The sequence below is a fragment of the Stappia indica genome (assembly GCF_020177335.1).
In the GTDB taxonomy this organism is placed as follows: Bacteria; Pseudomonadota; Alphaproteobacteria; order Rhizobiales; family Stappiaceae; genus Stappia; species Stappia indica_B.
This window is the reverse complement of sequence record NZ_JAIVMG010000009.1, coordinates 23,871-44,936: the sequence shown is the minus strand read 5'-3', so window position 1 is coordinate 44,936 and position 21,066 is coordinate 23,871. Positions and strand designations below refer to the sequence as shown.

Sequence of the window (21,066 nt, the reverse complement as noted above, 5' to 3'; positions counted from 1 at the left end):
CGGCAGGAGGAGTTTCGGGGGGCGGCACGGCTATGGCGCCCCATGTGGGCGAGCGCTGGGGGAAGCTCTCCGGCGGCCAGCGCCAGCGGATCGCCATTGCCCACCGCCTGTCGACCATCGCGGAGATGGGCCGGCGTCTGGTGATGGACAAGGGGCGGATCGTCGAGGACGGCGTGCACGAGGCATTGCTCGCCCGGGGCGGGTTGTACGCGGAGCTGTGGCAGCGTCAGTCCGGCGGTTTCCTGGCGGCGGAGGAGTTGGCCTGAACTGGCCTGAACCGGCGGCCGCCGTGCGGGCGGGACACAGGTTTGTTGCAGATGTGCAACAGTGCGCGGCAAGGTTGGCCGCTGCGTCAAATCTCGCTGTTCTTTCGCGAAAGCTTGGGTATTCTCCTCCTCGTCAACGCCCGTTGACGTTTGGGTGGTTCCGCTGTCCCCTGCTTTTTTCAGGGCCGCCGCGGATGCCTTCATCAATCCAGTTGCCGGTGTCTTGCCATCGGCCCACGCCAGGAAAGGGAGATCGCATGATCAATGTCTGTGCATTTCAGATCCGCATCGCTGTTCTCCCGGCATTCGCAGGGGACACCCCCCGCGCTGGCCACCGAGGATTGATGCCGCGCGTCGCATGATGCGCCCCACCGGAATTCTTCCCTTCGACTGATCTCAGTGCGCTCGTCGCGAGCGCCTAACATCATTGCCACGCGATAAATCCGCGACCCTCGCGGATGCAGGTGCATTGTCGCCTGTGCGATCCGTCCGGCACCCCCGTTCCGCAGGTTTTCTGCAGGAGTGACCGCTATGACTTCCCGTTTTCCGCTCGATCCGTTCGCGCGGCCCAAGCCGCCGTTTTCGGCGGCGTTTACCGACGATATTCGTGTGCCGCCGCCGGGCCGCTGGCGTCTTCGTGACGTTCTGCTGGTTGCCGCTGCCGGCCTGGTCCTTACCTTCCTTCTGGCTGTCGTCCTGTTTCTGCCCGTGCTGGCGCATGAACTGGATACGCTTGATGCCGTGGTCGTTGCCGGGGTGCCGGAAACGGCGCCCGCGTTCTTCCGCCGCCTGACCGATCTGTTCCTCGGTCTGGTTGTGCTGGCGGCGGCGGTATCGAGCTTCGTGCTGTCGCTGCTGCTCACCTCGCCTCCCGCCCGGCCGCTGTTGCCGGCGCGCCGGCGCTGGTCCGTGGGCGAGGCGTTGCGGCAGGCTGGCATCCAAACCGCAGAGGTGCGCAATGTTCGCCCGCTTTGAAAAGATCATCGACCCCTTCCGCTCCAGCGAAGTGAAGGCGCCGCCGGCGACGCTGTTCGGCTTCTGCTGGTATTACACCAAGCCGGTCTGGCCGGTGCTGGCGGCGGTGTCCTTCCTGGGCGCCGTCGTCGCGATCTTCGAGGTGATGATCTTCTCGTTCCTCGGCGATCTGGTGAACTGGCTCTCCACCGCCGAGCGGGAGACCTTCTTTGCCGACAACGGCTGGTCGCTCGTGTGGATGGGGGTGGTGATCCTCGTCATCATGCCGCTCCTGTCGGTCCTGTGGGAGCTGGCCTTCCATCAGGGGCTGATGGGCAATTACCCGATGGTGATCCGCTGGCAGGTGCACCGCTACCTGCTGCGCCAGAGCATCGGCTTTTATCAGGACGATTTCGCCGGGCGGATCGCCACCAAGGTGATGCAGACCTCCCTCGCGGTGCGCGAGGTGGTGACACGGATCCTTGATGCCCTTGTCTATGTGGTGGTCTATTTCCTGTCGGCACTGGCGCTGATCGGCGATGCCAGTCTGGAGTTGGCGGTGCCGCTGGTTCTGTGGCTCATCGCCTATATCGCCGTGCTGGTGGTGTTCGTGCCGCGGTTGAAGGCGGTGTCGAAGACCCAGGCCGATGCCCGCTCGCTGATGACCGGGCGGGTGGTCGATGCCTACACCAACATCGCCACGGTCAAGCTGTTTTCGCACACCGATCGGGAGGAAAGCTACGCCCGCGCCTCCATGTGGGAGTTCCTGAAGACGGTCTACCGGCAGATGCGGCTGGTGACGGTGCTGAACACGATCCTGCATGTCATCAACCTCCTGCTGCTGTTCGCCACCGGCCTGCTGGCGATCCTGCTGTGGCAACAGGAGGTGGTGACCACCGGCGATATCGCCGTGGCGATGGCCCTGGTGTTGCGTCTGCATGGCATGTCGCAATGGATCCTGTGGGAGGTCTCGGGCCTGTTTGAGAACATCGGCACGGTTCAGGACGGTATCTCCACCATCTCGCGCGAGCGCGATGTGACGGATGTCGAGGGTGCCAAGCCGCTTGTGGTCGGGCGCGGCGGCATTCGCTTTGAGGATGTGCGCTTCCACTATGGCCGGGAGGCCGGGGTGATCGAACGGCTCTCGCTGGACATCCGTCCGGGGGAGAAGGTCGGGCTGGTCGGCCCCTCGGGGGCGGGCAAGTCGACCCTGGTCAATCTCTTGCTCCGGTTCCACGACCTGGAGGGCGGGCGCATCCTGATCGACGACCAGGACATCGCCCGGGTGACCCAGTCGAGCCTCAGGGCGAACATCGGCATGGTCACCCAGGACACCTCGCTGCTGCATCGCTCGGTCCATGACAATCTCGTCTATGGCAAGCCGGATGCGGATGAAGCCGAGGCGATGGAGGCGCTGCGGCGTGCCCATGCGGCCGGTTTCGTCGCCGATCTTGAGGACCCGTCCGGCCGCAAGGGGCTGGAGGCCCATGTGGGCGAGCGTGGGGTGAAGCTCTCCGGCGGCCAGCGCCAGCGAATCGCCATTGCCCGGGTGCTCTTGAAGAACGCGCCGATCCTGGTGCTCGACGAGGCAACCTCGGCGCTGGACTCGGAGGTGGAGGCGGCCATTCAGGACAGCCTCAACACGCTGATGTCGGGCAAGACCGTGATCGCCATCGCCCATCGCCTGTCGACCATCGCGGCAATGGACCGCTTGGTGGTGATGGACAAGGGGCGGGTGGTCGAGGACGGCACCCATGAGGAACTGCTCGCCCGTGGCGGCCTCTATGCCCGGCTCTGGAGCCGCCAATCCGGAGGTTTCATCGACAGTGTGCCGGGCGTGGCATCGGCCGGCTGAGCGGCCGCGAAACCATGCCGGGCCGGGTTTTGTCTGGTCCGGCATCTCGTCCTGCCGTTGTGCCGCAAGGGCATCTGACGAGGGTAGCATACCGCTTTGGTCGGAGTTGGCGGAAAAACCGCGACAAAGCGTCGTTTCCCGCAAGGCTGATCTGGACAAGCGGCGTCAACGGTGCAAAAACACGCGCGCTTGGAAAAGTGCGAGAAGCCGCACTTGCCGCCCTGTCGATGCGCTCCGCCGGCCCATTCCTCCCAACTCGGAATACGGTCGCGGCCGAGCGCCGTCGCCGTTGGGCAGATGGTTTTGAAGAGGACGCGACCTTGGCACAGCAGGATACGGTCGAACCGACACGCCGCGATTTCCTCTATATCGCGACCGGTGCGATGGGTGCGGTTGGCGTGGGTGCGCTGGCCTGGCCCTTTATTCACCAGATGAACCCCGATGCGTCGGCGCTTGCGCTGGCGTCGATCGAAGTCGATGTCTCCTCGATCGAGGAAGGGCAGTCGATCAAGGTGATGTGGCGCGGCAAGCCGGTGTTCATCCGCTACCGCACCGAAAAGGAAGTGGGTGAGGCCAAGGAAGTGCCGATCGCCGACCTCCCGGACCCGATGGCCCGAAATCTGAATCTCGGACCCGACGCGGACGCGAGCGACGTGAACCGTGGCGTCAAGGACAACGAGGCCCTGATCGTCATGGTCGGCGTCTGTACCCATCTTGGGTGCATCCCGCTGGGCGAGGCCGGTGATTTCGGCGGCTGGTTCTGCCCCTGTCACGGATCGCACTACGACACCGCAGGACGTATTCGCAAGGGCCCCGCGCCCGAGAATCTGATGATCCCGCCGTTCGAGTTCATCTCGGACGAAGTCATTCGGATCGGCTGATAGCGGCAGTTTAGAGGAGACAGCCATGGCTGGACATTCCAACTACGTGCCGCAGAGCGCGGCGGCGAAGTGGCTCGAGAGCCGCTTGCCGGTGATTTCGCTCGTTCGCGGCTCTTTCGTCGACTTCCCGACCCCGAAGAACCTGAACTACTGGTGGACCTTCGGCGGTATCCTGTTTTTCGTGCTGATCGCCCAGATCATCACCGGCATCGTGCTGGTGATGCACTACACGGCCAGCACCACGGCGGCCTTTGCCTCGGTCGAGCACATCATGCGCGATGTGAACTTCGGCTGGCTGATGCGCTACCTGCACGCCAATGGCGCGTCGATGTTCTTCATCGCCGTGTTCATCCACATGTTCCGCGGCATGTATTACGGCTCCTACAAGGCGCCGCGCGAGATTTCGTGGATCCTCGGCGTCGTGATCTTCCTCATCATGATGGCCACCGCCTTCATGGGCTACGTGCTTCCCTGGGGCCAGATGTCCTTCTGGGGCGCCACCGTGATCACCAACCTGTTCTCGGCGCTGCCCTTGGTCGGCGAGCCGATCGTCAATTGGCTGTGGGGCGGTTTCGCCGTCGACAACCCGACGCTGAACCGGTTCTTCTCGCTGCACTACCTGCTGCCGTTCATGATCTTCGGCGTGGTTCTGCTGCACGTGTGGGCCTTCCACACCAGCGGTAACAGCAACCCGACGGGCATCAATCCGAAGACGAAGCAGGACACGATCCCGTTCCATCCCTACTACACGGTCAAGGATCTGTTCGCGATTGTCGTGTTCATGATCTTCTTCGCGTACTTCGTCTTCTATATCCCGAACTTCCTCGGGCATGCGGACAACTACATCGAAGCCAACCCGCTGGTGACCCCGACGCATATCGTTCCGGAATGGTACTTCCTGCCGTTCTACGCGATCCTGCGTGCGGTGCCGGACAAGCTCGGCGGTGTGATCCTGATGTTCGGTTCGATCGCGGTACTGTTCGTGCTGCCGTGGCTCGACACCTCCAAGGTCCGCTCCGGCACCTACCGGCCGCTGTTCAAGCAGTTCTTCTGGATCTTCGCCGCCGTCTGCGTCGGTCTCGGCTATCTCGGCGCCATGCCGGCCGAGGGCATCTACGTGACGCTCGCCCGGATCCTGACGGCCTATTACTTCGCCCACTTCCTGATCATCCTGCCGCTGCTCGGCTTCCTGGAGAAGCCGAAGGCTCTGCCCGCGTCGATCTCCGAAGCGGTGCTGGCCGGATCGGGTGGCGGTCAGCCGGCCGGTGCGGTGTCCGCGCCGGAAACGAAGTGACCCACGAGCGAACTTGGGAGTTCTCATTGATGAAAACGATGATCAGATCCGCTCGTGCAGCCTTGCTGGCAGTGGCGGCGATCGCCGTCGCCGCCCCGGCACTGGCTGCCGGCGCCGGCCCGCACATCGAACGCCAGCAGTGGTCGTTCAGCGGTCCGTTCGGGTCTTATGACCAGGCGCAGTTGCAGCGCGGCTTCAAGGTGTTCAAGGAAGTCTGCGCTTCCTGTCACGGTGCGAAGTTCCTCGCCTTCCGCAACCTGGCGGAAGAGGGCGGACCCGGCTTCACCGAGGATCAGGTGAAGGTGATCGCGGCCGAGTACAACGTGATGAAGGGGCCGAATGACGACGGCGAGATGGAAGAGCTTCCGGCGATTCCGTCCGACCGGTTCCCGTCGCCGTTCCCGAACGAGCAGGCCGCCCGCGCCTCCAATGGTGGCGCCTATCCGCCGGACTTCTCGACCCTTGCCAAGGCACGGGCCGTGGCCAGCGGGTTCCCTGGGTTCGTGTTCGATATCTTCACCCAGTATCAGGAGCACGGTCCGGATTACATCTACAACCTGCTGACCGGCTATGAAGAGGCCCCGGCCTGTTTCGGAGAGGACTTCTCTAGCTACTACAATTCGAAGTTCATCGGCGGTTCGGTGACCTTCGAGGAGTGCAAGGGCCAGGTCATCCCGGGCGGTCCCATCGGCATGGCACCGCCGCTGTCGGAGGAAATCGTCGAGTACACCGACGGCACGCCGATGACGGTCGAGCAGTACGCTCAGGACGTTTCCGCGTTCATGATGTGGGTGGCCGAGCCGAAGCTCGAGGAGCGCAAGAACCTCGGTTTCCGGGTGATGATCTTCCTCATCATCTTCGCTTCGCTGCTCTACTTCACCAAGAAGTCGGTGTGGCGCGACGTCGATCACTGATCGCGGCGACAGAGACGTTTGACATGGGCCGCCGGGGCAATCCGGCGGCCCTCTTTTTTGAGCACAGGCGGTGCAGGAGACACGTGACATGGGCAATGCGGTTCTTGGGGTGATCGGTGGGTCCGGCCTCTATGACCTGCCGGAACTGGTGGGCGCGGAATGGGTGAAGGTCGACAGCCCCTGGGGCGAACCGTCCGATGCGGTGCGGATAGGCGAGATCGACGGGCTGAAGGTGGTGTTCCTGCCCCGGCATGGCCGTGGTCACCGCTATGCGCCGTCCGACATCAACTACCGGGCCAACATCGACGTGATGAAGCGCTGCGGCGTGACCTCGCTGGTCTCGGTCTCCGCCTGCGGCTCGCTGAAGGAAGAGATGGCGCCGGGCAGCTTCGTGCTGGTCGATCAGTTCATCGACCGGACCTTCGCCCGTGATAAGAGCTTCTTCGGCAAGGGCTGCGTCGCCCATGTGTCGATGGCCGATCCGGTGTCGCCGCGCCTGGTGGAGCATATCGCGGCGGCGGGCGCGGTGGAGGGGCTGACCCTGCATCGGGGTGGCACCTACCTCGCGATGGAAGGGCCGCAGTTTTCCTCGCTGGCCGAAAGCAAGCTCTACCGCTCCTGGGACTGCGACGTGATCGGCATGACCAACATGCCGGAGGCGAAGCTCGCCCGCGAGGCGGAGATCTGCTACGCGACGGTGGCGATGGTGACCGATTACGACAGTTGGCATCCGCATCACGGGGCCGTCGACATCCAGGAAATCATCAAGGTGCTGCACGCCAACTCCGACAATGCGCGGCGGCTGGTGGCCCGGCTGGCGAAGGATCTTCCGCGTCAGCATGAAGCCTGCCCGGTCGGCTCCGACACGGCACTGGAATATGCGCTGATGACCGCGCCGGAGATGCGCGACCCGGCGCTGGTGGCGAAGCTCGACGCGGTGGCCGGACGGATTCTGTCCCGCTAGGCGAGGGGCAGGCCCGCTAGGCAGGTCCTGTCCACAGGTCGTCGAAAAGCCGGCGCCATGCCTGTCGCCGGCGCGCTGGCATCGCTGCTATAACGGGCGGAACGGCGCGGGCTCGCGTGGTTCGCAAGACAAACCCCGGCACGGCGGAGACCCGGTTCTTCGCTCCGGATGACATCACAACAAAGGGCTGGAGCGGCGCGGGGTGTTCGTGACACCATGGCGCGCTCCGAGAATGAGGCTCGCGCAATGACGGCAGAAACTGTTTCGGATGAATTGCTGGCGGCGATCCGCACGATTCCCGACTATCCGAAAAAGGGCATCCTGTTTCGCGACATCACCACGCTGCTGGGCAACGCGCGGGCGTTCCGCCGTGCGGTCGATGCGCTGGTGCAGCCCTGGGCGGGATCGAAGATCGATCAGGTCGCCGGGATCGAGGCGCGCGGCTTCATCCTCGGCGGTGCGGTCGCGCATCAGCTCTCCGCCGGCTTCGTACCGATTCGCAAGAAGGGCAAGCTGCCGCATGAGACCGTGCGCATCGCCTATTCGCTGGAATACGGGCTCGACGAGATGGAGATCCACAAGGACGCGGTCAAGCCCGGCGAGAAGGTCATTCTTGTCGATGACCTGATTGCCACCGGCGGCACGGCGGAAGCGGCGACCAAGCTGTTGCAGCAGATGGGCGCGGAGGTGGTTGCAGCCTGTTTCATCATTGATCTGCCGGATCTCGGCGGTCGTGCGCGGATCGAGGCACTGGGCGTGCCGGTGCGCACGCTCGTCGATTTCCCCGGACACTGACGGTTCGCGTGTCGGGGCCGGGCGAACCCTCCTTCGACGCGGGCTTCCATACCCGCTTTCTGGACTTGCTCGCCTGGCGCCGGGATGTGCGCCGCTTTCGTCCCACGCCGCTCGAACCGGCGTTGGTGGAGGATCTGCTGGCGGCGGCGCATATGGCCCCCTCGGTCGGCAACAGCCAACCCTGGCGCTTCGTACTGGTGGATGATCCTCTCCGCCGCGGCCGGGTGCGGGACAGCTTCCTGCGCTGCAATCAGCGGGCACTTGAGGCCTATGACGGCGAGGCTGCCGGTCGCTATGCCCGGCTGAAGCTGGAAGGGCTGGATGCGGCCCCCGTGCAACTGGCGGTGTTTTGCGACGAGGGCACGGAGCAGGGGCGCGGGCTTGGCCGGCGGACCATGCCGGAGATGCTTGCCTATTCGGCGGTCTGTGCCATCAATACGTTGTGGCTGGCGGCCCGGATACACGGCGTAGGTGTGGGGTGGGTGTCGATCCTGGAGCCCGATGTGGTGACCGGCGCGCTCGACGTTCCCGCTTCCTGGCGGTTGATCGCCTATCTATGTCTGGGATATCCGGTGGAGGTGCATCGCGATCCGGAGCTGGAACGGTCCGGTTGGCAGGCGCGGCGCGGGCTCAATGAGCGGATCCTGCGGCGGTAGGGCAAAGGTATGTCCGGCGCAGCGTGGAGGCCTTGCAAGGCCGCGCCCGGCGGATGAGAGACATGACAGCGCAAGGCGGCCCGGGGCCGATCGCGCGGAGAAGGAGACGTCCATGGCGGTTAGCATTCGACCCACGCGGGAGGACGATCACGCGGCAGTGGTCGATCTCCTGACGCGGCGCTGGACCAGCCCGGAAATCCTGATCGAGGGCGAGATGATTGACGGATCGCGTCTTCCGGGTTTCATCGCCGAAGACGACGGCGAGATGGTCGGGCTCGTGACCATCATCAAGCGGGAAAGCGAGTGGGAAATCCTGACGCTGGATTCGCTGAACCGCTGGGGCGGGGTCGGGACCTTGCTGCTCAATGCGGTGGTCGGCTCCGCGCTGGAGAACGGCATCCGCCGGCTGATGGTGCGCACGTCGAACGACAACCTGGATGCCTTCCGCTTCTATCAGCGGCGCGGGTTCCGGCTGGAGAAGGTGGTGTTCGGCGCGATCGACGAGGAGCGGCGGCTGAAGCCGGAAATCCCGCTCACCGGCGAATACCGCATTCCCATTCACGACGAAGTGGTGTTTGCCCGCACGATCTGAGCCGGTCGGAGGACGCCGGGCGCCCCCCAGGTCGTCGGCCCAAGATCGGGCGGCTGGCATCAGCGCAGGTGTCAGGTCTCGCCAGCGGGCTTGCGGGCGACGAACACCTTGCCGGTGAAGGAGAACACCAGAACCCCGTCCTGGTTGACACCTTCGTTCCGGTGCAGCGCCAGGCCCCATTGCGGCCGGCTGCGCACCTCCGTCTTCTCCACCAGCGTGGAGGAATAGGTGATGGTGTCGCCGGCAAACACCGGCTTGATCCACTTCAGGCCAGTGAAGCCGGGGGAGGGGCCCAGCCGGGCGTTCGGCCCGCCGCCGGCGTGGTCAAGATCGAGCGAGGCCACCATCAGCTTCATCCAGACCGAAGCGGTGTGCCAGCCCGAGGCGCAAAGCCGCCCGAAATGGGTCTTGCGTGCCTCCTCGTCGGAGAGGTGAAAGCGCTGCGGGTCATAGGCCCTGGCGAAACGGATGATATCCTCGGCGGTGAAGGTGAAGCTGCCGAGCTCGCGGCGCTCGCCGATCTGCATGTCCTCGAACCAGTTCATGCCGCTGCCTCGCGCCGTTCGAACAGGATGGTGTTTTCCTGGGTCATGACGGCATGACCGTCCTGATTGACGAGGGTCATCAGAAAGGTGACGACACCAAGGGTGGGGCGCGAACGCAGGGCGCGGGTCGACACCACCCGGGCGGTGGCGGTCAGGGTGTCGCCGGGGCGCACCGGGCGCATCCAGCGGACTTCCTCCACGCCCGGAGAGCCGTTGCAGCTGGAGTGCAGCAACAGGCCGTCGCAGAGCATGCGCATCAGCATGGCGATGGTGTGCCAGCCGGAGGCGGCCAGGCCGCCCAGCAGCGATGTTTCGCCGGCGGTCTCGTCGAGATGGAAGGGCTGCGGGTCGAATTCGCGGGCAAAGGCGACAATTTCGTCCCGGGTGACGGTTTTCGATCCGAGCACAATGTCCTCGCCCGGATGGAAATCCTCGAAGCTGCGAAAATCACTCATGAGACTGGATGTATACGCTGCCCCTGCCTCCTGTCGAGCGCAAAGGCGAGGCCCGGCGCATCGGGCGCCGGGTGAGCCGGAAACGGGGCGCCAGATGCCGCCCCGTTGAACATGACGGAAGACGCGACAGGGGCGTCATTCCGGACGACGCGCACGCGGAGATCCGGAATCGGCGAGGCACGGCCTCTCGGTTTCAGTCCATGGGAAACGCGCGCCTTTTGGCTCCCCGATCCCGGGTCGCGCTAAAGCTTGCCCGGGAGGACGCCGAGCGGCACCTTTGCCTGTTGTCGGCAGTCTGACGGGGCGGCAGGGGCCGCCCCGTCTCGTGTCGTCCTGCCATGGCTCGCCACTGTGGGCGAGGAGGCAAGGCAGATTACTTCTTGGTGTCGGCCGACATGAACGTAAACGGCTTGGCTTCCTCGAAATGCTCCGCCGCGTTGCCGGAGTAGTAGTGGCCGCCGGCAATCGCCAGCTTCTTCGGCTTGGATTCCTCGGAGAAATCGAGATCGGCGAAATCGACCCAGAAGGTGTTCGGGGTGGTTGCGGAATCGAAGAAGTAGACCAGGTTGGTCTGGTCGGCGGCAACCCGCCACAGGGTTGAGGCGATGTTCGGCTGGCCCGGCGTGGTGATGCCAAGCGGCACGCTGACACCGCGCATGACGGAAAGAGACTGGGCAACGGCCTGGTTGGCGTAGGTCTTGCCCGGAACCGCTTCGATGAAGTTCTTGTCGATCGTCTTGTTGGTCGCGTTCAGCAGGAAGGAGGCCCGCACGAAGCGGTCGGCAGCGCTGTTGGTGCCCGGCAGGAAGGCGTCTCCGCCAATCTTGTCCCAATAGGTGTTGAGCGCCAGCTGCTGTTCGAAGACCGGCGAGTTGGTCATCACCTTGTAGTCCTTGCTGTGATGGATGACGAGTTCACCCTTCACATACTCGAAGATGGCCGAATCGCCGCTGGGGTCGGACACCGACAGATGCAGGGCGGCTGCCGAGCCGTTCGGCAGCTTCGGGGCGATGATGTGCAGCGGCGTGTCCTGCAGCGCCTTCACCGTTTCGGCAACGGTCGCGAAATTGTCGAGCACATACTGTGCCCACATGCCGATCACCATCGGCGGATGGCTATTGTCGCTGCCGTAGTCGCTCTCCGCCAGATAGAGGAGATTGGCGACAAGGCCCTTCTCGTTCATGCCGTCGGCGCTGGCGGTGTTGTAGCCCGATGCGATGACGCTGCCGTATTTGGCGGTCCACTCCGGGGAGTCGGGGCCGGCGTTGCCCGTGCGCTTCATGCCGCGCGGGAAGACCCACAGATCGGTCTGCATGTCCTCCATCCAGTCCATGTTGCGGCCGGTGATGACCGTGTTGTCGGCGCCGACATAGACGGTCCGGGTGCAGGCAAGCGCGGTCTGCGGCAGGACGCTGGCGCCGAGCATGACGGCGGCTGTGAGGGCGGAAAGGACTTTGGACTTGGACATGTGAAGCGATCCCTATTGACGTCTGAAAACGAAATGGACGCCTTCCGCTCTATAGGAGGTGTGTTAAGAAGCCGAAAATTATCAATGAAAATATAATGTTAACGAGAAATCCGCTTGCTCGGATCTGCCGTGGGGCAAGTCTCTCTCTCCGGACAGCAAAAAAGCCCCGCCGAAGCGGGGCTTGAGGGAGGGCGCTCATGGGCGCCGGCAACCTGCTGAGACCCGCGCCGCAAGGGCGAGGGCGCCGACGTCAGGTGTTGAACTTGAACAGCAGGATGTCGCCGTCCTTGACGATGTATTCCTTGCCTTCGTCACGGGCCTTGCCGGCTTCCTTGGCACCGCTCTCACCGCCAAGGGTGATGTAATCCTCGTAGCCGATGGTCTGGGCGCGGATGAAGCCGCGCTCGAAATCCGTATGGATCACAGCGGCGGCCTGCGGCGCCTTGGTGCCCTTGCGGATCGTCCAGGCGCGGGCTTCCTTCGGGCCGGCGGTGAAATAGGTGATCAGGTCGAGAAGGTCGTAGCCGGACCGGATCAGCCGGTCGAGACCCGGCTCTTCCAGACCAAGGGTCTCAAGGTATTCGGCCTGTTCTTCCTCATCGAGCTGGGCGATTTCCGCCTCGATGGCGGCGGAAATGACGACGCAGGCCGCGCCCTGTTCCTCGGCCATGGCCTTGACCCGGTCGGACTGGCTGTTGCCGGTGGCCGCCGCGCTTTCCTCCACATTGCAGACATAGAGGATCGGCTTGGTGCTCAGCAGGTTGAGCCCATCGAGGATCTTGCGTTCCTCCGGGGTGGAGACCTCCACCAGCCGGGCCGGCTTGCCCTCGCGCAGCAGCTCAAGGGCGGCCTCCATCACCGGGATCACGGCCTTGGCGTCCTTGTCGCCGCCGGTCGCCTTCTTCTTCAGCGGCGCCAGACGCCGCTCCAGACTTTCCAGATCCGAGACCATCAGCTCCGTTTCGACGGTCTCCGCGTCGGCGATCGGATCAATGCGGCCGTCGACATGGGTGATGTCGTCATCCTCGAAGCAGCGCAGCACATGGGCAATGGCATCGACCTCGCGAATGTTCGCCAGGAACTGGTTGCCGAGGCCCTCGCCCTTGGAGGCGCCGCGCACCAGGCCGGCGATGTCGACGAAGGTCAGCCGCGTCGGCACGATATTCGCCGACTTGGAGACCTTGGTGATCTCCCGCAGGCGCGGATCGGGAACGGCGACCTCGCCCGTGTTGGGCTCGATGGTGCAAAAGGGATAGTTGGCGGCCTGGGCGGCGGCCGTTTTCGTCAGTGCGTTGAAGAGCGTGGATTTGCCCACATTCGGCAAGCCGACGATGCCACATTGAAAGCCCATCTAGTCAGTTCCCTTTTTTCCAAGAAGACGCGCCAAACCTTCCGCCAGCGGACCGGCCGGGCGGGGGGCTTGTGCGTTGGCGCCGCTCGCCGCAGCCTTTTGCGTTCGTGGCGAGGAAGACGCAGCCGGCGCGCCGGCTGACGGTCGTTTCGGGGCCTGTCCCTTGCTGCTCGCCGGTGCCAGCGCCAGGTGCAGGCGATTGCAGAACTCCGCCGGCTTGTCGGACAGGAGCAGGTCCGCTTCCGCCGCCAATGCGTCGAGCAGCGGTTCCAGCCAGGGCTGGTCGGCCTTGGCGAAATCGCCCAGCACATGGGCGGTGACCCGGTCCTTGTGGCCGGGGTGGCCGATGCCGAGCCGTACCCGCAGGTAGTCCTTGCCGATATGGGCGTCGAGCGAGCGGATGCCGTTGTGGCCGCCGCTGCCGCCGCCGGTCTTGAGGCGGACCTTGCCCGGCGCAAGATCGAGCTCGTCGTAAAAGACGATGACGTCGGCCGGGGTCAGTTTGTAAAAGCGCAGCGCCTCGCCAACGGCGCGGCCGGATTCGTTCATATAGGTGGCCGGCTTCAGGAGAAGAACCTTCTCGCCAGCGAGCATCCCTTCGGCGACCTCCGCCTGGAACCGTTTGCGCCAGGGGCCGAAGCCGGGATGGCGGTCGTGGAGCGCATCCACGGCCATGAAACCGATGTTGTGTCGGTTGCGTGCGTAGTCTGATCCCGGATTTCCAAGACCGACGATGATCCGCATGGGGTTCCCCCGTCATCTCGTGATCCGGTTGTGATCCGGGCTGGCGGCGCCAGCCCGGACCGGGATCGAACAGGGCCGAACCGGCCCGGCAGCGTGCGATTATTCCTCGCCCGCAGCCTCTTCTGCGCCTTCGCCGGCTTCCTCGTCCGCGCTGGCGCCACCGCCAGGAGCGGCGATCGTCGCGATCGTGAAGTCACGATCGGTGATCGTCGGAGCGCAACCCTCGGGGATCTCGACCGCGGAAATGTGGATCGAGTCGCCGACGTTCGCCTTGGCCAGGTCGATGACGAGCGCGTCCGGAATGGCCTCGGCCGGGACGATCATCTCCACCGTGTGGCGGACAACGTTGAGCATGCCACCGGCCTTGATGCCCGGGCAGGTCTCTTCGTTGAGGAACTGGACCGGGATCTCGACGGTCAGCTCCGAGCCCTTGGCAACGCGCAGGAAGTCGACGTGGATCAGGTCGTCGCGGACCGGGTCGAGCTGGTAGTCCTTGGCGATCACCAGGTGCGACGTGCCGTCGACGTCGATGGTGCCCAGGTGGGTCATGAAGCCGCCGCGATGCAAGGCGATCGTCGATTCCTTGAACGGAATGGCGATCGGCAGGGCGGGTTGCTTGCCACCATAGATGACAGCGGGAACGAGGCCTTCGCGACGGAGTGAGCGAGCGGCCCCCTTGCCAACCCGATCTCTCGCCGATGCCTTCAGCACATAGCCTTCAGCCATGGCAATTCTCCTTCAAATGTTGTGATGAAGGCTGGGGCTTCCGATCGAAAGGTCTTCGCGGAAACGGTCCAGCCCGGTTGCGCCTCCTCCAGGGGTGCAGGCACGCGCGTGCCGTATAGCCGAACCGGGCAAAAAGGGCAAGATGGCTGCGTTTCGGCGGGCCAGGGTTCCCGTGCGACGGCACCTCTTGCGGGACTATCCGCCCCTCCCGATGACCGGCCCGATTGACAATCGGCAGGCGGTGGGCTCACCTGCGGCGAATTTTTGACGCGAGAACAGCGTCTAGGCCCAGCGCAAGAGCAGGATCAGGAGACACGGCATGGGGAAGCGGACAAGAGCGGGCACGCGCGAGACGGGTGGAATCATGTCCCGATGGAGCCGGCGTGGGTTCGCCAAGGCGGCCGTTCTTGCGTCCCTGGCGCTTTCGGTGGCGGCGATGGCGCCGGCGGATGTGCTGGCCGCCGACAAGGTCACCGTCGGCGCGCTGCGGTTTACCTCCCATGCGGCAAGCTTTGTTGCCTATGAGCGCGGCTATTTCACCGAGGAAGGGCTGGAGGTCGAGTTCAAGTTCTTCCAGGCGGCCCAGCCGATGGCGGTGGCGATTGCCTCCGGAGATGTGGACTTCGGCGTGACGGCGATTTCCGGCGGGCTGATCAATCTGGCCGAGAAGGGTGCCATCAAGGTGGTCGGCGGCGCGCTGCAGGAAGAGCCGGGCATCGATGGCCAGATGATTCTCGTCTCCAAGGGTGCCTATGACGCGGGGCTGACCACGCCGGCGGCGCTCAAGGGACACAGCTTCGGCATCACCCAGTCCGGGTCTTCCTTCCATTACATGGCGCACAAGATCGCCGACAAGGAAGGGTTCGACCGCGCCGAGATCACCTTGCGTCCGCTGCAGAAGGTGGGGGCGGTGATCGGCGCGCTGAAGACCGGCCAGATCGACGCCTGGGCCATCGTGCCGCATATCGCCAAGGGTCTGGCCAAGGCGCCTGAAATCGAGGTGATCGGCCAGATCGCCGACTACATTCCCGGCTATCAGGTGACCACCGTCTTCACCTCCACGCGCAATGCCAGCGAGCGGCCGGAGCTGGTCAAGCGCTTCCTCGCCGCCTTCTCCCGGGGCGCCGACGACTTCAACGCCGCTCTGGTCGACAAGACCCTGAGCGCGGCGGAGCAGGAGGCGATGGTCCGCCTGATCCACAAATACGTCTATGCCGACCGGCCGTTCGAGAAGGCGGAAGGCTCGATCCGCAATGGCGCCATGCGCATCAACAAGGGCGCGCGGCTCAATCTCGCCTCGGTCAAGGATCAGCTCGACTGGTTCAAGTCCGAGAAGCTGGTCCCGGACAGTGTGTCGATGGAAACGCTGGTGGACACCAGCTTTGTCGAAACCGACTGATCATGGACCTTTTGCTACGCGGTATTTCGCATCGCTACGGCGGGACCGAGGTGATGCGGGATATCAATCTCGAGATCCGGCGGGGCGAGATCGTCTGCATCATCGGCCCGTCCGGCTGCGGCAAGTCGACCCTGTTGCGGTTCATCGGCGGGCTGGAGCGGCCGGACGCGGGCGAGGTGCTGCTCTCCGGCCCCGAGCCGGAGGGCTCGCTCAACCCGCTGACCTATGTGTTCCAGGATTTCGCCCTGCTGCCTTGGCGGACCGTGGCCGGCAACATCTCGCTGGTGCTGGAAGACCATGGTCTTGGCAGGCAGCGCATCGCGGCGATCATCGACGATGTACTGGCGCGCACGGGGCTTTCGGAGTTTCGCGAGGCGCTGCCGCGCCAGCTTTCCGGCGGCATGCGGCAGCGGGTGGCGATCGCCCGGGCGCTGGCCGTGCGCCCGGCGGTGATGCTGATGGATGAGCCCCTGTCCGCGCTCGACAGCCAGACGCGGGAACTCCTGATGGACGATCTGGTCTCGCTGTGGCAGCGGGAGCGGTTCACCGCCTGTTATGTGACGCACAATCTGGCCGAGGCGGTGCGCCTGGGGCATCGGGTCGTGGTGTTGTCGCGCCGTCCGGGGCAAATCCGTACGGTGGTGGACATCGACATGGACCTTGCCGAACGCGGGCCGGGGCATCCGGAACTGGAGGCGATCCAGAGCCAACTCTGGACGCTGCTGCGTGACGAGGCCCGGGCCGCGGACAGGGAGATCACCGATGTCGCAGAGTGATATGGCCGAGCGGGCGGACACGTCCGGGGAGCCGAAGAGCCTTCGCGCTGTTCCCTATCGTGGCGGCGGGTTCCGTCCGGGCCATTGGCGCTTTGTCGGACCGCTGGTCTTCGCCGTGCTCCTGCTCTGCTGGGAAGCGGGCTCGCGCAGCGGCGTGATCAGCAATCTGGTGCTGCCGGCCCCGAGCGAGGCGCTGGAGGCGCTCAGGCAGCTGGTGGAGACCGGGCAGCTCTGGCTCCATCTCGGCGCGTCGCTGCAGCGGCTGGTGATCGGCTGGAGCCTCGGGGTGACGCTGGGCGTCGCCGTTGGGCTGCTGGTCGGGCTGTTGCCGCTCGCCCGGGCGGGGCTTCTGCCGCTGGTCTCGGCGCTGTTTCCGATCCCGAAGATCGCGCTGCTGCCGCTGTTCGTCATCTGGTTCGGCATCGGCGAGGGCTCGAAGGTGGCGACCATCCTGTTCGGCTCGTTCTTTCCCACCGTGATCGCCACCTATGGCGGTGTCGACAACGTCGACCGCACGCTGGTGCGCATGGGGCAGTCCTTTGGGCTTGGCTGGTGGTCGATCGTGCGCAAGATCATCTTGCCGGGGGCAATGCCGGCGATCCTGTCCGGCTGCCGGATTTCCGCCTCCATCGCCATCATCCTGTTGGTGGCGGCGGAGATGATCGGCGCCGAATACGGCATCGGTGCCTATGTGCTGATGGCCGGCAGCCTGTTCGCCACCGACCAGTTGCTGGCCGGCGTTGCCATGCTGTCGGTGCTGGGACTGGTGGTGAGCTGGCTGATCGGCCGGGCCGAACGGCGGCTGTTGCGCTGGCGCGGTTGAGGTTTGTCAAGGGCAGCACTGGAGGGAATCGTCATGAGTTTGTGCGACAAGATCTGTACCGGTGGGAGGGGCTTCCTTCGGGCGCTGGTCATTTGTCTGGCGTTCGGTGCTGCAAGCTCGACCGGGCAGGCCGGAGACGATACGGCGGGAAATGAGCCAGCTCCCGGGCCGGACGCCTACGCCCGGGTGCGCAGCCTCGGCGCGCCGCTTCTCAACCGGACGGGCGAGCGCCTTTATACGGGGATCTACGATCCGGATCGCGGCGCCCATATCATTCGCTATGACCTGGCCAGCGACCACATGACCTCGCTGTTTTCCATCGGCGCGGCCAAGGGCGACAATCTGCTGGTCGATGGCAATGAGACGCGCATGGCGTTCACTCTGGACGCGCAGGGTGACGAACAGACCAAGCTGCATATTGTCGATCTCGACACCGGCGCCTACCGGGTGCCGACGCCGCGCGACAAGCTCGACCTGCCTTGCGGGTTCTCGCCCGATGGGGCCGATCTCTACACGGCGCGCGGTGCGCATATGTGGGGCGAAAAGGCGATCTACCGCATCGATGCGGAGACCGGCCGTTCCGAGATGCTCTATGCGGAGCCGGGGCGCTGGCTGCAATGCCTGGAGGTGACGCCGGATGGCAAGAAGCTGATCCTCCTGCGCTTCGTTACCAATGACGAGCAGCATCTGGGGCTCCTGGATCTGGAGAGCGGCGAGACCGACTGGTTCCTGGAAGAGGCGAATGTGCGGGTGGTCGGTGCGCAGGTCTATCGCGGTGGCTACTACATTCTGGCGAACCGGGAAGGCGGACCGATGCGCCCCTGGGTCTATGACGGGGCGGGCGGTTTCAGCGCGCTTGAGGTTCCGGTCGCGGGGGAGCTCACCGGCTTCGGCATTGGCGAGCCGGGCATGATGGCGCTGATCTACCGCGACGGGCTGAAACCGCGTGTCAGCCTTTATGCGGCGGATGAGGCGACGGGCACGGGCGGCTGGACGCCGGTTGAGGTCGATCCGGCGGTGGGGGATGTCACCGCCTTCATCGTGCCGCGCGAGACCCGCGAGCGGTTCTATTTCCTCGCGGAGGATGGTCGCCCGCCGGTCCTCTACGTTCAGGAAAAGGGCAAGGCCCGTCCGGTGCTCGACACCAATCTCACCGGCTTGCCGGACAGTGCTTTCGCCCGGTATCGCTCCGAGTTGATTCCGAGCTTCGACGGAACGCCGATCCCGACCCACATCATGATCCCGGATGGGGCGAGTGCCGAAAATCCGATGCCCATGGTGATGGTGATCCACGGCGGGCCGCGGGATCATGTGGATCCGCTCTATTCCGCCGGCAACCAGATCCTGGCCGCCCAAGGCTTCGTCGTGGTGCTGCCGAATGTGCGTGGATCGAGCGGCTTCGGCAAGGCGTTCATGGACATGGACAATGGCGACTGGGGCGGTGGGCATATCCGCGACATTCTGGCGGTCGCCGATCATGTGGCCAAGATGCCGGAGGTGAAGGGACGCCCACGCTTCATCATGGGCGGGTCGTTCGGCGGCTTCTCGGTGCTCTCCGCGATCACCCAATATCCGGAAGCGTTCGACGGGGCCGTCGATATCTTCGGCATCAGCGATGTGACCACCTTCATCGAGGGCATGCCGGAACAGGTGCGTCCCTATTTCCTGGAGGAACTGGGGTTCGATCCGCGCGAGGATACGCAGCGGGCGCGGGCGCTGTCGCCGCTGTTCCACGCGGAGCGGATCCGAGTGCCCTTGCAGATCCACCAGGGCGCGAACGACCGGCGGGTGTTGCCGGAGCAATCCCGTCGGCTCGCCGAGACCCTGCGCAAGGCCGGGATCGAGGTGGAGTACTTCGAATACCCGGATGAGGGGCACGGGTTCGACCGGCAGCACAACAGCGACCTGTCGCGCCAGCGAATGGTGGAGTTCTTCGTCCGGTTGCGGGACCGGCTCACCCAATAGGTCGGGATCCCGCGCGTCCGTATCGCTGAGCCCTCAGGGCCCCTTCCATCTTGCCTTTCCCGGCGATCCTTGGTCAGCTTGGAGATGGTGGCAGTTGCCGCCGGTTTCGCTCCATCCGCGTCCATGCACCGGGAGAGATCATCATGCGTTTTCTGAAAGTCGTTACACTGTCCGCCGCGCTGCTTTTGCCCGCCGCAGCGCTTGGCAACGACATGCGCACGCCGGCGCCGGAGGGGGCGCGGGTCTATTTCATCACGCCCGCCGATGGCGATACGGTCAAGAGCCCGGTCTCCGTCCGCTTCGGGCTGGAGGGCATGGGTGTGGCGCCTGCAGGCGTGGAGAAGGAAAAGACCGGCCATCACCACCTCTTGGTGGATCAGGCACTGGAGGACCCGGACAGCCCGATCCCGGCCGATGAGCATCATCGCCACTTCGGCGGCGGCCAGACCGAGACAAGCATCGAACTGGCGCCGGGCACGCACACGCTGCAACTGCTGCTGGCCGATCACAATCACATCCCGCACCAGCCGCCGGTCCTGTCGGAGGTGATCACCATCACCGTCGAATAACGGCGGCCGGATACGAAAGAACCGGCGAGGGGGGCCCCCGCCGGTTCTTGTCAAAAAGGGTGCGAGACGGGAGGGCCCGTCCGCCTTGTTCAGTTGAACAGGCTCGACACCGACTGTTCCAGCGCGGTGCGCGAGATCGCCTCGCCCATCAGCGGGGCGATCGACACGGTGCGGATGTTCGGGGCCGCAAGCACCGCCGCCGAGGGCTCGATGGAGTTGGTGATCACCAGTTCCTTGAGCTTGGAGGAGGTGACGCGGGCTACCGCGCCGCCGGACAGAACGCCGTGGGTGATGTAGGCAGTGACCGAATTGGCGCCCTTGGCCAGCAGCGCCTCGGCGGCATTGCACAGGGTGCCGCCGGAATCGACGATGTCGTCGACGAGGATGCAGTCGCGGCCGCTCGGCTCGCCGATGATGTTCATCACTTCCGACTCGCCAGGCTTGTCGCGGCGCTTGTCGACGATCGCCAGCGGGGCGTCGATGCGCTTGGCCAGCGCGCGGGCACGGACCACGCCGCCGACGTCGGGCGACACCACCATGACGTTTTCGGTCGAGTACCGCTCCTTGATGTCGCGGGTCATCACCGGTGCGGCGAACAGGTTGTCGGTCGGAATGTCGAAGAAGCCCTGGATCTGGCCGGCGTGCAGATCGAGCGTCAGCACCCGGTGGGCGCCGGCGTGGGCGATCAGATTCGCCACCAGCTTGGCGGAAATCGGCGTCCGGCCGGAGGCGCGCCGGTCCTGCCGCGCATAGCCGAAATAGGGCATCACGGCGGTGATGCGCTTGGCCGAGGAGCGGCGCAGCGCATCGATGATGATGAGCAGCTCCATCAGGTGGTCATTCGCCGGGAAACTGGTGGACTGCAGGACGAAGACGTCCTCGCCGCGCACGTTTTCCTGGATTTCGACGAAGATTTCCTGATCGGCAAACCGGCGCACCTGGCATTTCGCCAGAGGAGCGCCGAGATAATTCGAGATTTCCTCGGCAAGCGCGCGATTGGAATTGCCCGCGACGATCTTCATGGCCCGCAAGTCCTTTTTTGGTCCGTCGCCGTTCAGCAAAGGCAGCCCGGGC

The 21,066-nt window shown here is 64.8% G+C and carries 21 protein-coding genes and 1 pseudogene; 15 read left to right on the top strand and 7 right to left on the bottom strand.

Features of this window, described 5'->3' with window-relative positions:
• Positions 1-41 precede the first annotated feature (41 nt).
• The 10 genes and pseudogenes from LC062_RS13225 to LC062_RS13180 form a co-directional block, all read left to right on the top strand.
• Positions 42-266: pseudogene (locus LC062_RS13225) on the top strand (ABC transporter ATP-binding protein); the annotation flags it as partial.
• A 531-nt stretch (positions 267-797) separates the two neighbouring features.
• Positions 798-1,241, top strand: a complete 444-nt coding sequence (locus LC062_RS13220; protein WP_224911502.1) for a hypothetical protein — start codon at positions 798-800, stop codon at positions 1,239-1,241.
• Positions 1,225-3,075 carry an ABC transporter ATP-binding protein gene (locus tag LC062_RS13215; RefSeq protein ID WP_224911501.1) on the top strand — a complete coding sequence of 617 codons (1,851 nt, stop codon included), beginning with the start codon at positions 1,225-1,227 and terminating at the stop codon, positions 3,073-3,075. The genes LC062_RS13220 and LC062_RS13215 overlap by 17 nt, the downstream gene beginning before the upstream one ends.
• A 320-nt stretch (positions 3,076-3,395) precedes the next feature.
• Entirely contained in the window at positions 3,396-3,956 is a 561-nt protein-coding gene (gene petA, locus LC062_RS13210) for a ubiquinol-cytochrome c reductase iron-sulfur subunit (protein WP_224911500.1), read from the top strand.
• A 25-nt stretch (positions 3,957-3,981) separates the two neighbouring features.
• Entirely contained in the window at positions 3,982-5,250 is a 1,269-nt protein-coding gene (locus LC062_RS13205) for a cytochrome b (RefSeq protein ID WP_224911499.1), read from the top strand.
• A gap of 29 nt (positions 5,251-5,279) precedes the next feature.
• Positions 5,280-6,164 (top strand): cytochrome c1, encoded by an 885-nt coding sequence (locus tag LC062_RS13200; RefSeq protein ID WP_224911498.1) that lies wholly within the window; start codon positions 5,280-5,282, stop codon positions 6,162-6,164.
• Positions 6,165-6,252: 88 nt separating this feature from the next.
• Positions 6,253-7,128 carry an S-methyl-5'-thioadenosine phosphorylase gene (locus LC062_RS13195; protein WP_224911497.1) on the top strand — a complete coding sequence of 292 codons (876 nt, stop codon included), beginning with the start codon at positions 6,253-6,255 and terminating at the stop codon, positions 7,126-7,128.
• Between the two features lie 246 nt (positions 7,129-7,374).
• Positions 7,375-7,923 carry an adenine phosphoribosyltransferase gene (locus LC062_RS13190; protein WP_224911496.1) on the top strand — a complete coding sequence of 183 codons (549 nt, stop codon included), beginning with the start codon at positions 7,375-7,377 and terminating at the stop codon, positions 7,921-7,923.
• Positions 7,924-7,931: 8 nt separating this feature from the next.
• On the top strand, positions 7,932-8,579 hold the full coding sequence (gene bluB, locus LC062_RS13185; protein ID WP_224911495.1) for a 5,6-dimethylbenzimidazole synthase: 648 nt from the start codon (positions 7,932-7,934) through the stop codon (positions 8,577-8,579).
• A gap of 112 nt (positions 8,580-8,691) precedes the next feature.
• Positions 8,692-9,171: a GNAT family N-acetyltransferase gene (locus LC062_RS13180; protein WP_224911494.1), complete on the top strand. Its 480-nt coding sequence runs from the start codon at positions 8,692-8,694 to the stop codon at positions 9,169-9,171.
• Between the two features lie 71 nt (positions 9,172-9,242).
• On the opposite strand, the gene LC062_RS13175 is transcribed toward LC062_RS13180, so the two are convergent.
• The 6 genes from LC062_RS13175 to LC062_RS13150 form a co-directional block, all read right to left on the bottom strand.
• Complete coding sequence (locus LC062_RS13175) at positions 9,243-9,716, bottom strand: MaoC family dehydratase (RefSeq protein WP_224911493.1); 474 nt, start codon at positions 9,714-9,716, stop codon at positions 9,243-9,245.
• Positions 9,713-10,171 carry a MaoC family dehydratase gene (locus tag LC062_RS13170; protein ID WP_224911492.1) on the bottom strand — a complete coding sequence of 153 codons (459 nt, stop codon included), beginning with the start codon at positions 10,169-10,171 and terminating at the stop codon, positions 9,713-9,715. The genes LC062_RS13175 and LC062_RS13170 overlap by 4 nt, the downstream gene beginning before the upstream one ends.
• Before the next feature lie 373 nt (positions 10,172-10,544).
• Entirely contained in the window at positions 10,545-11,597 is a 1,053-nt protein-coding gene (locus LC062_RS13165; protein WP_404829724.1) for a linear amide C-N hydrolase, read from the bottom strand.
• Positions 11,598-11,889: 292 nt separating this feature from the next.
• On the bottom strand, positions 11,890-12,990 hold the full coding sequence (gene ychF / locus LC062_RS13160) for a redox-regulated ATPase YchF (protein WP_224911490.1): 1,101 nt from the start codon (positions 12,988-12,990) through the stop codon (positions 11,890-11,892).
• Positions 12,991-13,734 (bottom strand): aminoacyl-tRNA hydrolase, encoded by a 744-nt coding sequence (pth, locus tag LC062_RS13155; RefSeq protein ID WP_224911489.1) that lies wholly within the window; start codon positions 13,732-13,734, stop codon positions 12,991-12,993. It abuts the gene before it with no gap.
• 99 nt (positions 13,735-13,833) lie between these two features.
• Positions 13,834-14,460, bottom strand: coding sequence for a 50S ribosomal protein L25/general stress protein Ctc (locus LC062_RS13150; protein ID WP_224911488.1), 627 nt, complete (start codon positions 14,458-14,460; stop codon positions 13,834-13,836).
• A gap of 364 nt (positions 14,461-14,824) precedes the next feature.
• Between LC062_RS13150 and LC062_RS13145 the strand changes: the two genes are divergently transcribed.
• From LC062_RS13145 to LC062_RS13125, 5 genes are all read left to right on the top strand, one after another.
• Positions 14,825-15,859 carry an ABC transporter substrate-binding protein gene (locus LC062_RS13145; RefSeq protein ID WP_224911487.1) on the top strand — a complete coding sequence of 345 codons (1,035 nt, stop codon included), beginning with the start codon at positions 14,825-14,827 and terminating at the stop codon, positions 15,857-15,859.
• 2 nt (positions 15,860-15,861) lie between these two features.
• Entirely contained in the window at positions 15,862-16,635 is a 774-nt protein-coding gene (locus LC062_RS13140) for an ABC transporter ATP-binding protein (RefSeq protein WP_224911486.1), read from the top strand.
• Complete coding sequence (locus LC062_RS13135; RefSeq protein WP_224911485.1) at positions 16,622-17,458, top strand: ABC transporter permease; 837 nt, start codon at positions 16,622-16,624, stop codon at positions 17,456-17,458. The genes LC062_RS13140 and LC062_RS13135 overlap by 14 nt, the downstream gene beginning before the upstream one ends.
• A gap of 33 nt (positions 17,459-17,491) precedes the next feature.
• Positions 17,492-19,423, top strand: a complete 1,932-nt coding sequence (locus LC062_RS13130; protein WP_224911484.1) for a S9 family peptidase — start codon at positions 17,492-17,494, stop codon at positions 19,421-19,423.
• A gap of 152 nt (positions 19,424-19,575) precedes the next feature.
• Entirely contained in the window at positions 19,576-19,992 is a 417-nt protein-coding gene (locus LC062_RS13125) for a DUF4399 domain-containing protein (RefSeq protein WP_224911653.1), read from the top strand.
• A gap of 89 nt (positions 19,993-20,081) precedes the next feature.
• Here LC062_RS13125 and LC062_RS13120 read toward each other — a convergent pair whose 3' ends face one another.
• Positions 20,082-21,014: a ribose-phosphate pyrophosphokinase gene (locus LC062_RS13120; protein WP_181759407.1), complete on the bottom strand. Its 933-nt coding sequence runs from the start codon at positions 21,012-21,014 to the stop codon at positions 20,082-20,084.
• Positions 21,015-21,066: the final 52 nt, after the last annotated feature.